Raw genomic sequence first — 15,881 nt, forward strand, 5'->3', positions numbered from 1 at the left:
CGAGCTCGTCCGCGCGGCATGCCTTGCATGCACGCTGTGAAATCGGCCGATATTTGGAGCCGCCTTTTTGAGCCTTCACGTTTTGAAGCGGAATGTGCTTTTCAGCGGCGTTCTTCAGAAGCCGTTCTGGATGCGCTGGAAGATGACGTTGGTGAAGGCCGATATCTGGCCGCCAATGAACGGGCCGGTGAGCGCCACCACCAGCATGATGGCGACGATTTTCGGCACGAAGGTCAGGGTGATTTCCTGGATCTGCGTCAGCGCCTGGATGAGGGCGATGCCGATGCCGACCGCCATGGCGACCAGCACCACCGGAGCCGACGCGGTCAGCACCGTCCACACCGCGTACTGGACGATGTCGAGAGCGTCGGCCTCGTTCATGCGGCGGTGGGCCTAGCTTGCCGGCTTGATCGACACGCCCGGGCCGACGGGGACCTTGGTGCCATCCTGCAGAACGGCGATCAGCCCGCTGCTGGCGAGCGTTACCGAAGCCACTGTTCCGGTGGTCTTGCCGTCGGCCGACGTGATCGAGCGGCCGATGATCGCATCGGCCTGCGACAGCGCCGAGGACTGCATGATCTGGTCGAGCTTGGTGTTGCTCTGCACCGATTGCTCGACCTGCGAGAAGGTGGCCAGCTGGGCGACGTACTGCGTCGAATCCATCGGCTTGGTCGGATCTTGGTTCTTCATCTCGGCGATCAGAAGCTTCAGGAAGGACTGGTAGTCGACAGCTGTCTTCGAGGTCGACTTGGTGGTCGAATTGGCACCGACCGGTATCGTCGTCGTCATGTCCACGGTCATCAGTAGCGTGCTCCCACGGCCAGTGGGCGCGGTGCGCCCGGAACATCGTCATTGCCGCCAAGCGCGCGGCGTTCGAGAGGATAGAGCGAACGGATCGCCTTCAATGCCTCGTAGATATGATCTTCGCCGACCATGCGGTCGATCTGCTTCAGGGCCCTGCAGATCTCGGCGTCCTCGAAACTTGCGATGAGCAGCGGCAGCGAGCGGCGGAACATCTCGCGGGCGTCATCGGCGCCGGCCGGGTTGATCAGCATGACCTGCACGATGAAGTAGAGCTGCCTGAGTGGCGTCGATGCCTGGTCGGCCTGGATGACATGGCCTTCGAGCAGGAACTGCACATCGTTCATCAGTTCGATGGTGACCTTGCGGTCGACGCGGATAACCGCGCCGTTGATGTAGATCTTCTCGTTGGGCTTGAGCGATATCTTCAGCGTGTTGGTCATTGAATGCCGTCGCGGATGATCTGGGACACTTCGATCAGCCCTTCGAAATTGTTGGTGCGGCCCTGGCGGATGTCCTCCGCCTCGCGCAGCAGCCAAAGGCCGATGGAAATCAGGTTGGCACGCAGTTCCTTGGGAAGCGCATTGTCGCTGGAGCCAAGGTCCTCGACGAAGATTGTCCAGACGCGGTTGGTGAAATTGAGCGCCTCGATCGCCTCCATCGAATCCTGACCGGCCGCGGCGGCCGCCGACAGCATGTCGATCGAGCGGGTCAGGAGTTCGCGCTCACGGTCCTTTGCGTCCGAGACGGAGGTGCTTTGGACGTCGGCGTAGGAGAATTGGTACATCGTCGGCTCTACCGTTCCGCTGGAAGTTATCAGGTCAGGTACTTCAACAGGCTGAGCTGCTGCAGGCGCGCTGTCAGGGCGAAGGACGTCTCGATATGCTGTGTCAGATCCGCGACCCTGGTGGCGGCCGTGGCGGGGTCGACGGCTTCGAGATCGAGGATATGGCGTTCGAACAAATCGATCTGCGTCTTCATCCGGTCGCTGGCGTCGGAGACGCGCTTCTGCACGATGCCAGTCTCCGACTGGACCTGCGCGATGCCGCTCAGCGCCTCGCCGACCAGTGTCTGCGAGTGGCTGACGATGCTGTCCTTCGCCGCCCGGCTGATGTTGGTGGACATCAGGGTTGAGACCATTGCCGCGGCCATGGCGAGCTTCCTGATGCCGTCGCTGTTGGCGCTGGTCGAGGTCTCGGTGGTTTCGTTGAGCGCGATGCGGCTGACGATCTGCTGGTCGGTGGCGTTCGACATGTTGGTCTGCCAGCCGGCGCCAAGGAACTGCGGTGCAACGTAGTTGGTGACGAAATCGTCCATCTGGGCGGCGGTGATGTTGGCCGCCGCCGGATCGTTGGGCGTGAAGCCGAATTTGGCGACGAAGGAGGCGTCGAAGGCGGCCTTGGCCGGTGAGCCGGCGGCCGTGAAATCGTTGATCGGCTTGACGTCGGTATTGGTACCGGCAAACAAATATTCGCCGTTGACGCTGGTGTTGAGGATCGAGGTAAGCTGCTGGATGGTCGTCAGGCCGGTCGATTGGGTCAGGCTGTTGGAGTTGTCGCCCGACGACGCGGTGGTCAGGGCGGACAAGAAGGTCTGCGCCACGCCGGAGAGCTGGCCGAGCGACGTCTGCGTCGACGCAAGCCTAGCCGTGACCAGCCCGTTGGAATCGACGATCACGTTCAGCCGGTCGAGGTCGCGCGAGAAGGTGACGGACTGGGCGGTGCGTCCGCCCAGCGCCAGGCCGACATCGGCGACCCTGCCGGTCGAGGATTCTTTCGTGGCTTTGACGAGGTCGGCCTGCATGCGCATCTGTTGATAGCGCATGGCGTTGGTGAGGGCGGCCGAAGAGACTGAAGTCATGGATTATCCCACCGCGTTCAACAGGGCCGTCAGCATGTCGTCGACGGTCTTCATCATCCGGGCCGATGCCTGATAGGTATGTTCGAGGTCGAGCATCAGCGACATTTCCTGATCGACATTGACGCCGGTCGCATTGGATAGCGCCTCGGAGCTGCGCTGCGCCAGCGCTTCCTTCGCGTCGGCGGCGGTCGAAGCCTGCTGGCGCATGCTCTGCAGCCAGCCGATCGAATTGGCGGCGTAGTTGGAAACGCTTGACGTCGCCGAGATGCCGGCGGCGGGGTCGAACGTCATCGGCTGGTCGAGCCTGTCGCCATAGGCAACCAGGAGGCTGGAATAGGAAGCGCCGCCGGTGGTGTTGGCGACATAGGCAGCACCGTTGGCGCCGCCGTCGCGCAGCAATGTCGGATTGCCGCCGGTGCTCGGATTCATTGCCGCATTGATGCTGATCGTGCCGGCCAGGCCATTGACCAGCGTGCCCGCCGCCGGCACCGCCGGCGCGCCGGACCAGGTGAACAGGCCCGCGGCATTGGGCATCGCGGGCGCGGTCTCGGCAAAGGCTGTGATCAGGCCGCGCGCGGTCTCGTCGAGCTGGCTTTGCATGGTCGAGGCGACGCCGTCGCGCAACTGCAGCAGGCCGGCAAGCTTGCCGCTGGCGGTGGTGTTGCCGCCGCTTCCCGCCGAGACCGGCACATTGTCGATATAGATGGTGTTGCCGGGGGCTCCGGCGGCATAGCCGGCCGCCGGCGTGAAGCTCACCGCGCGCGGTATCGTCTCGAACAGCGTGGTGCCGTCACCCGTGGTGATGACCATGTCGTTGTCGCCGCGTGTGAAGGTCGATATCGGAACATAGTCAGCGATCTTCTTCAGCAGCGCGTCGCGCTGGTCGAGCGCATCGGAAACATCGGTGCCGGAACGGGTTCCGGAAATGACCGCCTGGTTGGCGTTCTGGAACTGACCGAGCAGCGAGTTGAGGTCCTTGACGGCCGTGTCGATCTGGCCGTCGGTCTGGGTGCGGAAATCCTGAATGGCCTTGGAGCCTTCATTCAGGGAGCGCACGACCTGCTTGGCCGCGTCGATGACGCTGGAGCCGAGATTCTGGTTGGACGGCGAAGTGGCGTAGAGCTGCAGCGCCTTCTGCAGATTGGCGATGGCGGTCGAGGGTGAAGAAGCATTGTCGACGCCATTGACCGACACGTCCAGCTGATCCATGCCGCTGTAGAGCGCGTTCTGGCCGCTATAGGCCGACAAGGCACTGAGATTCTGCCGGAAGAGCAGGTCGTTGGCGACGCGCTGGATATCAACCGAACGCGCGCCGGGCGCCGTGCTGGTGACGACGGCGATGCGGCGCGCATAGTCCGGATTGGAGGCGTCCGAGACGTTGCGCGTGACAACGCTGGTCTGACGCGCGGTACTCAAAAGCGCCGATTGTGCGATGCTCAATGCGGAAGATAACGACATGCTGGTCTTTCACGGGCCATGCCCGGTTTATCTCTTCAGGTTGACGAGGACGTCCATCAGGTCGGAACCGGTCTGGAAGACTTTCGAATTGGCGGTGTAGCTGCGCTGCGCCGCGATCATGTCGGTCAATTCCTCGGCGATATCGACGTTGGAATTTTCGAGTGCGCCGGAGATGATCGAACCGGCCTTGCCTTCATTGGCAAAGCCGACACGGATCGCGCCGGAGTCGGTGCCTTGCGCATAGACGTTGCCGGGCAGGGCCTTGAGTTGGTCAGGGCTCTGCACGTCGGCCAGTGGAATCTTGTAGAGCGGCTTGGTGGAGCCGTCCTTGAACTGAGCGTAGATGGTGCCGTCCTTGCTGATCTGCACCTTGTCGATGGTGCTGGGCGCGTTGCCGTTGACCTGGGCGTCGGAAACGGTGAAGCCGGTGCCGAGCTGCGTCAGCTTCGACAGATCGAGATTGAGGCTCGCGCCGCCCGGCACGGTAAATGAAACGCTGGTGGGCGCGCCGGTGAGCTTGCCGGTCGTGGTGTCGAAGGTCAGGTTGGCCGTGCCGAGCGCGCCGCCAGTGTAGGGGAACGATGTTCCCGGCGTCGCCTTCGACTGATCGAAAACCGCGACCTGCCAGGTGCCGGTACCCGTATTGGTGAAATAGACGTCGAGCAGTTTCTTGTTGCCGAGGTTGTCATAGGCGACCATCGACGATTTCGAGGTGTACTGGGCGGTGGCGGCGTTGGCGCCGGGCAGGTTGGCGGCGGCGACCGGCGTCGCCCCTGCCGGCAGATTGCCGCTGTAAGTACCCAGGGTGCTCGGCGTCGCGGTCAGGCCCTGGTCGGAGATGACGACCGGCTGCAGACCTTCGAAGCCGTTCACCGTCGCCGCCGGCGTGCCATTGGCGTAGCTGTAAGCCATCAGCTGGAAGCCGGCCGCGTTGACCAGCCTGCCCTGTGCATCGGGAACGAAGGCCCCGGCGCGGGTCAGGAAAGGCGTGCCGCTTGGATCCTGGACGACGAAGAAACCATCGCCGCTGACGGCGAGGTCGGAGACAGAGGTCGTGTATTGCAGTACGCCCGGATCGCTGACAGCCTGCCGGATCGTGGTGGTGACGCCGCCGGAATTATAGGCGCCGCCCGTCGATGGCATGATCAGGGTCGAGAACTCGGCCGAGGACCGCTTGTAGCCGGTGGTGTCGGAGTTCGCGATGTTGTCGGCGGTTGTCGACAGGCGGTTGGCCTGTGCGTTCATGCCGGAAACGCCGGTCCGCATCATTCCGTAGAGGCTCATCGAGATGTCTCCGCAATATCCATGCCACTGGCGGCGAGGCTACGCGTCCTGTCTTGCGCGAGGCTGGCGCGGCGCGGCATCAGAAGACGAGCCGGTAGCCGAGGAAACGTTTGGAATCGATCGGGTCGGTGCCCAGCTTCTCACGCAGCTTCTTGCGCAATTTGCTGATGTGGCTCTCCACCACGTTCTCCTCGACCTCTTCGTCGAAGATGCCGTAGATGGCGTTGAAGACCTGGGTCTTGGTGACGCGGCGGCCGCGGTTGCTCGCCAGGTATTCGAGGATGCGGCGTTCCCGGCGCGGCAAGGGCAGCGGCTGGCCGTCGATCTCGGGATCGCGGCCGTCCATGAAGATGCGCATGGCGCCGATCTCGGTGTAGGCGACATCCTCGTGGGCGCGACGGCGGATGGCGGTGATGCGGGCCAGGATCTCTCTGATATGGACGGGCTTGCGGATGACATCGTCGACGCCGCTCTCGAACAACCGCAGCGTGTTTTCCAGTGAATGCTGCTCGCTGAGCGCAATGACCGGAGCGCCGGTGCGGTCGCGGATCTGGCGCGGAGAGATGGCGCCGTCCCGGCAGTCGCCGATCAGGAAGGCCCGCACCGACCGCAGGTCGGTGTCGGCGGCCGAGTTGACCCACTCGCCGAATTCGCTGGGCGCGAAGCCCGCGCAGGCGACGCCCTCGCGATCAAAAAGTGAATTGTATCCCTCAGTTACGAGCTCTCGCTCGTCAACGATCACGATCATCGGCCCCGCCTCCGAATCAGCACATTTGCCCCGTGGGAAAAGGCGTAACCGTTGGCGGGAATCCTGAACAACCGTCATTTCTTGTAACTAGTTTCTTGGGAGTCTGGAATCGCACCGGTTGCATTAGCGTGCCGCCAGATATGCTTGTGGCGGGAAGTTCTGAGCAAGTTCAAAGCGGCAACCCAAGCAGCGTGGTTGGCGTATTGGAAGCAGAAAACACGCTTACGGGTTGCAGAAGGCGCGGGCGTTGGTTGTCCATTTGCCAAAACCGGTGGCAACCATGTTGGCGATCACCCTGCAGACATAGACCTTCTGCGCCGGGTCGTTGTCGGGGCCGGCATGGTAGCGGGCGACGGCCATGGACCAGGTCTCGTGGCGGGCATGGAGACCGGCCAGGAAACGCGCCGCATAGTCGACGTTCTGGCGCGGGTCGAGCATGTCCTCGACGCTGCGGAAATGCGAGGAATGATAGTGATGGTTGATCTGCATGCAGCCGAGATCGATCAGCGTCTTGCCCTCGCGCTGCGCGCTGGCGAAGGTGGCAAGCGCTTCGGCCCGGCTCTTGGGAAAGATCGCTTTTCCTTCTATATTCAAGGCGTTGGGCTGGAGGCTGCCTTTCCTGCCCGTCTCGGCCAGGCCGACGGCATAGAGGATGCCGGCGGGCACGCCATAACGGTCGGCGGCGCGCAGGATCTCGGGCTCGCAGGGATTGGTGGCGGCGAGGGCGGCGTTGGCGAGGCTAGATAAACATATCGCCGCCAGCGCGCTCGCGAGATGGCGAAGCGGCGCGGCCGTGGGCTTGCGCGTCATCATGATTACCCCTTGCGGACTGCTGGCCCGGTTGCTGGCCGCCGGCTCCACTGCCGCCGCCACTGGAGTTTCCCGGCTGAAAGGCGGACTGGTCGCGGCCAGGCGCGGCAGCGAGCGAGGCGGTTGCATCGGTCCGGGTTGCAGCCGGAACGGCCACTGACGGTTGCATGATGGTGACCTTATCAACCTCGAAGCCCAGCCCGCGCAGCGACTTGACGATTGCCTCGCTGTCGCTGGAAAGCCGGCGGTAGGCATCGTGTGTTTCGGGCTTCAATTCAATCGAGAGTTGTTCTCCCGAGAGGCGAAGATGGGCGGTGACCATGCCCAGTTCGGCCGGGTGAAGTTCGATCTTCAACACATGTGTCGGAACGGCAACAGAGCCGGCCATATGGGTAGTCGCGGAGGCTGTCGAAAACGCCTGCTGCGGGCCAACATCGGCCGCTACGGCGTTGATTACGTTGAGTGCTGCCTGGCTTATCGGCGTCTGCGGCGGGGCAGGGAAGCTGCGCTCGGAAACCACGTCGACGCGGGCCTGGGCCGAGAGCGGTTTTCCTGGCTCGGACCGCAAGGAGGACTGGACGTCGGCGATGGACTTCAGGTGCGGGGCCGCCTGCTTCGGCTCGACGCCCGGCACCTCGGCGGTTGTCGTCTCCGGCAGCGGGTTAGCGGCCATTGCATTGTCACGCCGTGGCGCGCCTGGGCCGGCGCTTGCGTCGCGGGCGGGCTCCAGCTTCGTCAGCGGCCCGTCGACGAGTGAGAGCCGCTCGGGCTTCGGCATCGGTTCGAGGTCGTCGTGCCCGGCGGCGGATGTCGGCCGATAGGCTTTTGACAGGAGCTGCCCGTCGAGCGCTGGTTCCTGTCCGGTCTCGCCTGCGTCGGCTGACTTGGCCGCTGTCGAGAAATGGCGCAGGTCATGAAACGCCATCAGCAAAGGCAGGTGATCGTCGAGCGGCGTTGCGGTGGCGTCGGCCCCCGGCGTTTCGGTATCGGCGTCCTTGTCCGCCCCGACGTCCTTGCCGTCCTTCGTGGATTTCGCTGCCGTCGATCCGGTGGGCGTGGTCCTCGCCTTGCCGGCCGGCATTGGTTCGTCCTCGCCTGCCTGTGCCGCAAGGCCGGCGGCAAGCTTGCTCCAGCGCGGATCACGGGCGCCGCGTTCGGCCGTCGGCTGCTTTTCCGTGTGGCCTGCGCCGCCATGCACCATCTTGCCGAAACCAGCATCATCCTTCTTGCCGGTCGCGGCCGGCTGCTCCGTCGTGCGGGCGGCGGTAAATCCTGGCAGGGCCGGGCCGAGGCTGGGGGTCATTTCGGGGCGGCTCCTAGCATCTGATCGATCAGGTCGAGCTGTCGACGGGTTTTCATCATGGCTGCGTCGGTCGGATCGGTCGCGTCGGGACCGGCAGAATTTGCCGGCGCCGCCGCCGGCAGCACTGTCGCGGAATCGGTTGAAGGCGCCGGTGCGCCCGGTGCGGCGGCCCCGCCAGATGGCGAGGCGGCGGGCTGTTCGGAGACGGCACCCTCGACGGGCGGCAATCCGGCCTCGTCGGCAGGCTGCGCGGCGGCGACCTCAGGTTTGGGCTGCGGTGCAAGAGGTGCAGGAGCCGCGGCCGGAAGGGATGCAGGCGGCGCCACCACCTCACCGGCGATCGCCTGAGCGGCGTCGAGCAGGGCACGGTCACCGTCCGACAGTTTGCTGCGGTCGATCTTGCCGAGCTTGGTGCGCACATCCTCGATCGTACCGGAAGTCACGGTGGACAGGCTGGAGTAGAGCAACGCGCGCGGATCGCCCTGATTGGTGTTGCCGTCGCGGCCCTGCTCGGCCCGCGCCGAGGCGAAGGCCGACAATTCGCTGAGGCCGTCGATCGCGGCGCGGCGGGCGATGCGCAGATAGATCACCTTCTCGCGCTCGGGATCCATCATCGAGGTGATGTCGGCGAGCTTGCCCTGGCTGATCGACATATGCAGCGTGATGACGCCGGAGACGAAGGAATCCGCGAACTGGCTGGCATAGGGCGAATAGAGATAGCGCTCGACATACTGGGTGGAGACAAGCGCGAACCGAGCGGCGTCACCTTGCGCCACGGCAATACCAACCGAGCGCCGCAAAGCCGCTTCCTCGACCAGTGTGCCGGGGCTCAAAAGCTTGGCCTCGTCGAGCAGCGTCAGCGCCATCACCGGGTCGTCCGTCGCCATCAGCGATCCTTTGACCAAGGCAAGAAAGGCGCCGAGGTCGCTAGGCAGTGTCATAGGATCGATTGGCTTCAAGACCTCGATTGCGCCGGCGGGCCGGCCAACCAGATAGTTTACGACGCCCTTGGCGATTGAGAGGTCTTGGGCATCCACGGACTTGGCACGAGAAACCGCCGCCTCGACGGTCACCGGATTGCCGCCGCTCATGCCGTAGACCAGGAGCGCGCGAAAATTCTTGGGGTCCTTGAAGTCCTCCGCATCCGCTTCGCGCAGCCGGATATCGATCATCTCGAGCAGCTTGGCCTGCATCGGCATCGCGGCGTGATCGCCGGCGGCGATGCGGTCCTGGACCAGCTGCAGCGAGCGCACCAGTTGGTAGGGCTGCAGCGTATCCTGGGCGAAGCCGGCCGACGGATATCCGGCTGCCAGCAGCAACAGGCCCATCAGCCGGCTGGTGACCGCCGCCCTCTTCATCCGCCGGTCGCCATCAGGATTTCGATGCGGCGGTTGGCCGCCGACAGCGGATCAGTCGCATCCTTCGGCTGGCGGTCGGCGAAGCCGGCGACCTCGGTGATGCGGCGTTCGTCGACGCCGCCGCGCACGAGCATGTAGTAGGCGGAATGCGCGCGCGCCGTCGACAGCCGCCAATTGTCGTAGCTGGCGCTGCGGAAGGGGCGCGCATCGGTGTGGCCGTTGATGCTGATGGTTCCCTTCTGGCTGTTGACGATGCGGCCGATCTTTTCCATCGCCAGGACCAGTTCGCGGCTGGGCACCGCCGATCCGACTTCGAACATGCCGAAGTCGAGCTGATCGGTGATCGAGATGACGACGCCCTTGTCGGTGGCTTCGACCGAAACGCCGTCGCGCAGCTTGTCGCCGGGCTTGAAGGCATCGGCCAGCTGGCGCTTGACGTCGGCCGCGGCCTTAACCGCAGCGGCGGTCGGCGGCTTCTCCCCGGCTTCAGGCGGGGTCGTCTCTTGCGCGGCGCCTGCGGTATCCGCCTTGGCGGCAGCCACGGCCTTGCTGTCTCCAGTCTTGGCGTCGCCGGCTTTGGTTTCGCCGGCCTTGGCCATCGTCGCGGCGGCGTCCTTGCCGTCTCCGGCCAGGGGCTCGAGCGGAGCATCCTTGACGGGCGGCGCCGGCGGCACGGCCTTAACCTTGGCGACCTGACTCTCCGCGGCCTTGTCGCCTGGCTTGAGCGGATCGCCCTCGATCTTGGGGCGCTGGGCACTCGCCTCGGCGGCGGGCGTGGCCACCTGCTGCGACCAGAAATCCGGCTCGAAAGGATCGCGATAGGACGCGCCGCCCGAGGCGCCCGTGGCCGGACCGGCGCTTTGCGCACCGCCATCGCCTTTCTGGCTGACATTCTGCATGACGCCGGTGTCGGTGGCGATTTCGGAGAGCACGGCGTAGGGGTCGGCGAACAGATGATCGTCGGACTGCTCGGCCTTGTTCGGCTCCTGCTTGTCCTGCTTGCGGTTGGATGAGCCGGCCGCGCCGATGCCGTCCTGTCCGGACTTCTTTGTTGCCTCCTGTGGGTCGTCGGCCGTCAGCCCGACCGCGCGTGGCCCATTGCCGAGGTCCTCAAGGCCCTTGCGGCTCGACTCACGGTCGACGAGCTTGACGGGGTTGAAGTAGCTGGCGACGGCCGCCTTGGTCTGTTCGTTGGCGGCGTTGATCAGCCACATCACCAGGAAGAAGCACATCATGGCGGTCATGAAGTCGGCAAAGGCGATCTTCCAAACGCCGCCGTGATGGCCCTCGTCGTGGTCGTCATGTGCCCGCCGCACGATGATGATCTCGTGCCTGCCGTGATCGGCGTCGACGACACTCATGACAGGACCTCGGAAAGGGTCGCCGACCATTCGGCAATGCGTGTCTCGAACACGGCCTCGTCAATCGTCACGGTCAGGTCGAAACCTGGCGCCTCGGTGAAGTCGAGATTTGCAATGCGTGGTCCAAGCGATGCCTTCAGCGTTTCGAACAGCGACAGTGGCCCGCGCACGGCGATGCGCACCGCTTCGCCATCGCCGACGGCCTCGCGAACCGCGCCGGCAAGCGCTTCGAGCGAGCGCTTCTGCAGATCGTCGCTGACGACGCCGCCTATGATGCGGGCGACGGTGGCGGCGACGAGGTCCGTCACGCGCGTCTCCATGGCGTCGATGCGCAGCGAGACCGCCTTGCCGATATCGCCGCCGAAGCTTTCGAGGAAAACCCTCGCTTCCTCGGCATTCGCCTGGCGCTCCGCCTCCAGCGCCGCGTCATGGGCAGCGACGAGCCGTTCCGCCAGCGTTGCCTCCGCCTGGGCGACCGCCTCGGCGATCAGCGTGCCGATATCGGCCTGTGGTGCGGATGCTTCCGGCTTGTGGTCGGACGCTGCCTGGGGCTGGCTGACGCGCGGCGCGCGCGAGCCGAAATCAGGGAGAAGATCGAAAAGGGCTGCGGAGGCCATGGTCTACGCCGCGACTTCCTGGGCCGCCCATTTGCGCAGGATCTGCGCGGTGCGCTCCTCGTTGAGGTCGACCATGCGGGCAAGCCGCTCCTGTGGCGCCGGCCTGATCTTCTGGCGAAGATCATCGAGCGGATTGGCGCCAGGCCGCGAGCCGGGCAAGGCGCCGATGGCGGCACCCGCGTCGGCGGAAGCAGCTGCCTCAGGTGTCGGCAGTGACCGCTGGACTTCGTCGAAGTTCGGGCCCGACAAGGCGGGCGTCGCTCTTGCCGTCAGCGCCGTCGCCATCGGCCGCAGGCCAAAGAAGGCCACCAGGAACACCACGACGATGAAAGCACTGGCGTTGATCAGCGTGCCGGCGTGCTGGCCGATGGAATCCAGCATTCCAGCCTGGGGGATTGCCTCGCCGTCCAGCCCGTCGATGAATTCGACCGCCGAGACGTCGATGACGTCGCCACGCTTGTCGTCAAGGCCGGTGGCCGACGTCACCATCTTCTGGATCTCGGCGACGCGCTTGGCGATCTGCTCCGGTGTCGCGTCCTTGCCCAGGATCGTCTTCAGCCGGTCCTGGTTGACGACGACCGCGATCGACATCTTGGTGACGGTGTAGCCGTTGGAGACGGTGGCGATCTTCTTGGAGTTGATCTCGTAGTTGGTGATCTCTTCCTTGCGGTCGTTCGCCGAGGTGGTTTGCGGGCCCTCGGTGCTGGTCGCCTGGGTCTCCGGCAGGTTCTGTTCGACGCTGGCCGGGGTCGAGGCCTGCTTCTGGTTGCTGTTCTCATTGGCGCGCACCGACTGCACCGAGCGCTCGACACGTGAATTCGGATCGAAGATCGTCTCCTCGGTCTGGCGGGTGTCGGTGTTGACCTCGGCCTTGACGCTGGCGCGGAAATTGTCGGGCCCGAGATAGGGGGTGAGCGCGCGGCGGATGTTGTCGCCGATCTGTGCCTCAACGGTCTGCTCGACGCCGAGCGTGCGGGCAGCACTGGTGTTGGAAGGATCATCGCCGGCGGCGAGCAGGTTGCCGTTGGAATCGAGCACCGTCACCTTGTCGGCCGACAGGCCAGGCACCGCGGCGGCGACGAGATGGCGGATCGACTGGGCGCTTTTCTCGGCGTCGATACCGGCATAGCGGATGACCACCGATGCCGAGGGCTGCTGTTCGTCGCGGCGGAAGTTGGCGCGCTCGGACATGACGATGTGAACGCGTGCCGCCTTGATGCCCGATATGGACTGGATCGTGCGGGCGATCTCGCCTTCGAGGGCCCGCACGCGGGTGATCTGCTGCATGAACGAGGTCAGGCCCATCGCGCCGACATTGTCGAACAGCTCGTAGCCGGCATTGGCGCTGGTCGGCAGACCCTTTTCGGCAAGCAGCATGCGCGCCTGCGCCGTGGTGCCTGCCGGCACCAGAACCGAGGTTCCGTCGGCGCCGACGTCGAAGCCGATGCCGGCCTCGCCCAGCACCAGGCCGATCTGGTTCACGTCGGCGCGGTCGAGCCCGACATAGAGCGTGTCGTAGGCCGGGCGGTTGAGGTAGACCGAGGCGATGCCGATGACGCCCATCACCAGAACGGCGATGCCCGCCAGCATGGCGAGGCGCTTCACACCAAAACCGCGGAGATTCGAGATGATGCTCTGGATCTGTTCCGGCACGATAGAGCGACTCCCAGCATGATTGTCCGCCGGAACACTAGCCCTCGAAGCTTGTGCGAAAATGAAATCGGGCCGCGCTTGCGGCGCGGCCCGTGAATTGGAAGGAGCAGTGTCTGCCAGCTACGGCCGGATCAACCGTTCTTGAACAGCGACAGGATCGACTGCGAGGAGTTGTTGGCGATCGATAGCGACTGTATGCCGAGCTGCTGCTGCACCTGCAGTGCCTGCAGGCGGGTCGATTCCTTGTTCATGTCGGCATCGACGAGCTGGCCGACGCCGCGGTCGATGGAGTCCATCAGACTCTGCGTGAAGGTCTTCTGCAGGTCGATGGAGCTCTTGGCGGCGCCGAGGATAGTGGCCTGGTCGGTCAGCTGGCTCATGACCTTGTCGATCTTGCCGATCATCTGGGTGATGATGTCGTCGGTCACGCCCGCTGTCGTGATGTCGAGATTGAAGGCGGAAACGTTGTCGATCCTGGGGACCACTGCGCCCGCGGCTGTCTGGCCAGCGGTGTTGGCGGCGATGTCCGTGCCACCGCCGGCGATCGCAGCCGCATAGGCTGTGTCGTAAAGGTTCTGGGCGGCCGCTGTCGCGTATACGGAAGTCTTGCGGTCGAGCGTGCCCTGGTTCTTGACGGCGGTGGCAAGACCGTTGTCGAACAGTTTCGTGCTCTCGACGTTGATGTCGATCGTTCCGAGCGAGATGGCGCCAGAGGAGGAACGATTGAAGGACGCGACGATCTTGGCGTTGGCTTGGACGCCGTCATTGGGGGCAGCGACCTGCGTTGACGTCACCGAAAGGTAGTTCGAGCCCGAGAAGGTGGCGGCGTCGGCAAAGGACTTCATCTGCGCCTGAAGCGTGGTGATTTCCGTCTGCGTCTTTGCCTTGGCCGCGGCCGTCTGGCCAATGGTGGAGAGCAGCTTGGTCTTGAGCTGGCCGATCGACGTCAGAACATTGTTCATGCCGGTATAGGCGGTGTCGACTTTCGAGGCGCCGAGGCCGAGCGCATCCTGCACCGTGGACAAGGCTGCGTTGTCGGAGCGCATCGTCGTGGCGATCGACCAGTAGGCGGCGTTGTCGGAGGCCTCGGAGACCCTGTAGCCCGTCGAGATTCGCGACTGTGTATGCTCAAGCGATTTGTTGGTGGCGTTGAGGCTTTGAAGTGCGGTCAACGCCGCAGCGTTTGTCATGATGCTCGCCAAGAAACTCGCTCCTTTTTCCCAGGCCGGTCTTTGTCAAATCCGGCATTGCCCTCGCGAGCCGCTGGCCCGCCCATCGATTGCCGTCGACCCGACCGGGCCGATTCGCCAATCCGTTGTAAGCTATGGTTAACCATGACTAGCGCGTTATGGTTAACGGCCTGTTAAAGGCTCGCTTTCGAGGGTTAAGGAACGAGGGTTGCGCGGGGCTGGAGCAAACGCAAAAAGGGCCGCGCTTTTGGCGCGGCCCTTTTTCTTAATTGGTCGGTCTAGGGCGATCAGCCGCGGAAGAGCGACAGGATCGACTGCGACGAGCCGTTGGCGATCGACAGCGCCTGGACGCCAAGCTGCTGCTGAACCTGCAGCGCCTGGAGGCGGGTCGATTCCTTGTTCATGTCGGCATCGACGAGCTGGCCGACGCCGCGGTCGATGGAGTCCATCAGGCTCTGCGTGAAGGTCTTCTGCAGGTCAATGGAGCTCTTGGCGGCGCCGAGCTTGGTGGCGGCGGTCGTCATATCCTTGAGAGCGGCGTCGACGACGGTCATCATCTGCGAGATCTGAGCGTCGCTGGCGGCCGTGGTACCCGAGAAGATTTTCAGCGAGGCGACCGAATAGGTATCGCCGGCAGCGGGAGCGGCACCAAGGGTCGGGTTCTGTGCCGTGGTGGTTGCAGCGCCAGTGGTGCCGAGGCGGGCCGTATCCAGAAGGCCCTTGGCGGTCGGCGCGGCGCCGGAGTCATAGAGCTTGATGCTTTCCACGTTGACATCGATCGTCGAAAGCGAAACAGCGCCGGTGGAACTGCGGTTGAAGGCCGATACGATCTGGACGTCGGCGGCCGTGCCCGTGGCGGTGGACACCGACAGCATGTTGGTGCCGGAGAAGGTGGCGGAGTCAGCGTAACCCTTCAGCTGCTGCTGAAGAGCGGCGATTTCGACCTGGGTCTTTTCCTTGGCGGCATCGGTCTGACCGTAGGACGCGGTCAGCTTCTGCTGGATCGCGTTGATGGTGGTGATCGCGCTGTTCATGCCGGTGTAGGCGGTGTCGACCTTCGAGGCGCCGAGGCCGAGCGAGTCCGAAACGGTGGACATGGCCTGGTTGTCGGAGCGCATCGTGGTGGCGATCGACCAATAGGCGGCGTTGTCCGAAGCCTGGGAGACGCGGTAGCCCGTCGAGATGCGGGACTGGGTGGTGGAGAGGCTGTTCTGGGTGGCGTTGAGGCTCTGCAGGGCCGTCAATGCGGCGCTGTTCGTCATGATACTGGCCATGGCTACTCGTACCTTGTTTTTACAGGTGTTTTTTTGACATACCGGCTTTTCCGGTATGACGGAGCGGCATCATGCCAATGATCGTCGAGAGATCACCCGCCATCTGCGAGCGACTATGGCGGCGAGTTCCTACCAAAGGACTAAATCGGACGGTTAATCGAAAA

At 64.2% G+C, this 15,881-nt stretch carries 16 protein-coding genes; all 16 read right to left on the minus strand.

Annotation, left to right across the window (positions count from 1 at the left end; all coding sequences use genetic code 11):
• Nucleotides 1-114 precede the first annotated feature (114 nt).
• Nucleotides 115-381, minus strand: a complete 267-nt coding sequence (gene fliQ / locus ACWGS8_RS04865) for a flagellar biosynthesis protein FliQ (RefSeq protein WP_010911298.1) — start codon at nt 379-381, stop codon at nt 115-117.
• Nucleotides 382-393: 12 nt separating this feature from the next.
• Complete coding sequence (gene flgD / locus ACWGS8_RS04870) at nt 394-801, minus strand: flagellar hook assembly protein FlgD (RefSeq protein WP_454579848.1); 408 nt, start codon at nt 799-801, stop codon at nt 394-396.
• Nucleotides 801-1,244, minus strand: coding sequence for a flagellar biosynthesis repressor FlbT (gene flbT, locus ACWGS8_RS04875; RefSeq protein WP_454579849.1), 444 nt, complete (start codon nt 1,242-1,244; stop codon nt 801-803). Before flbT ends, flgD begins: the two co-directional genes overlap by 1 nt.
• Nucleotides 1,241-1,588, minus strand: coding sequence for a flagellar biosynthesis regulator FlaF (gene flaF, locus ACWGS8_RS04880; protein WP_010911295.1), 348 nt, complete (start codon nt 1,586-1,588; stop codon nt 1,241-1,243). The genes flbT and flaF overlap by 4 nt, the downstream gene beginning before the upstream one ends.
• 29 nt (nt 1,589-1,617) lie before the next feature.
• The gene (locus ACWGS8_RS04885) at nt 1,618-2,661 is read right to left on the minus strand and encodes a flagellar hook-associated family protein (RefSeq protein ID WP_454579850.1); all 1,044 of its coding nucleotides are present in this window, start codon (nt 2,659-2,661) and stop codon (nt 1,618-1,620) included.
• A gap of 3 nt (nt 2,662-2,664) precedes the next feature.
• Nucleotides 2,665-4,119: a flagellar hook-associated protein FlgK gene (flgK, locus tag ACWGS8_RS04890; RefSeq protein ID WP_454579851.1), complete on the minus strand. Its 1,455-nt coding sequence runs from the start codon at nt 4,117-4,119 to the stop codon at nt 2,665-2,667.
• 27 nt (nt 4,120-4,146) lie between these two features.
• The gene (locus ACWGS8_RS04895) at nt 4,147-5,403 is read right to left on the minus strand and encodes a flagellar hook protein FlgE (RefSeq protein ID WP_454579852.1); all 1,257 of its coding nucleotides are present in this window, start codon (nt 5,401-5,403) and stop codon (nt 4,147-4,149) included.
• Nucleotides 5,404-5,482: 79 nt separating this feature from the next.
• Entirely contained in the window at nt 5,483-6,151 is a 669-nt protein-coding gene (locus ACWGS8_RS04900) for a response regulator transcription factor (RefSeq protein ID WP_202352825.1), read from the minus strand.
• 222 nt (nt 6,152-6,373) lie between these two features.
• Complete coding sequence (locus ACWGS8_RS04905; protein ID WP_454579853.1) at nt 6,374-6,961, minus strand: transglycosylase SLT domain-containing protein; 588 nt, start codon at nt 6,959-6,961, stop codon at nt 6,374-6,376.
• A complete protein-coding gene (fliK, locus tag ACWGS8_RS04910) occupies nt 6,891-8,264 on the minus strand; it encodes a flagellar hook-length control protein FliK (RefSeq protein WP_454579854.1) in 1,374 nt (457 codons plus the stop codon). The genes ACWGS8_RS04905 and fliK overlap by 71 nt, the downstream gene beginning before the upstream one ends.
• Complete coding sequence (locus ACWGS8_RS04915; RefSeq protein ID WP_454579855.1) at nt 8,261-9,622, minus strand: chemotaxis protein MotC; 1,362 nt, start codon at nt 9,620-9,622, stop codon at nt 8,261-8,263. The genes fliK and ACWGS8_RS04915 overlap by 4 nt, the downstream gene beginning before the upstream one ends.
• Nucleotides 9,619-10,983 (minus strand): MotB family protein, encoded by a 1,365-nt coding sequence (locus tag ACWGS8_RS04920; RefSeq protein WP_454579856.1) that lies wholly within the window; start codon nt 10,981-10,983, stop codon nt 9,619-9,621. The genes ACWGS8_RS04915 and ACWGS8_RS04920 overlap by 4 nt, the downstream gene beginning before the upstream one ends.
• A complete protein-coding gene (locus tag ACWGS8_RS04925) occupies nt 10,980-11,600 on the minus strand; it encodes a hypothetical protein (RefSeq protein ID WP_454579857.1) in 621 nt (206 codons plus the stop codon). Before ACWGS8_RS04925 ends, ACWGS8_RS04920 begins: the two co-directional genes overlap by 4 nt.
• Before the next feature lie 3 nt (nt 11,601-11,603).
• Nucleotides 11,604-13,253, minus strand: a complete 1,650-nt coding sequence (gene fliF / locus ACWGS8_RS04930) for a flagellar basal-body MS-ring/collar protein FliF (RefSeq protein WP_454579858.1) — start codon at nt 13,251-13,253, stop codon at nt 11,604-11,606.
• A gap of 131 nt (nt 13,254-13,384) precedes the next feature.
• Nucleotides 13,385-14,455, minus strand: coding sequence for a flagellin N-terminal helical domain-containing protein (locus ACWGS8_RS04935; protein WP_454579859.1), 1,071 nt, complete (start codon nt 14,453-14,455; stop codon nt 13,385-13,387).
• A 275-nt stretch (nt 14,456-14,730) separates the two neighbouring features.
• The gene (locus ACWGS8_RS04940; protein WP_454579860.1) at nt 14,731-15,717 is read right to left on the minus strand and encodes a flagellin N-terminal helical domain-containing protein; all 987 of its coding nucleotides are present in this window, start codon (nt 15,715-15,717) and stop codon (nt 14,731-14,733) included.
• Nucleotides 15,718-15,881: the final 164 nt, after the last annotated feature.

The organism is Mesorhizobium sp. 43Arga (genome assembly GCF_053714255.1).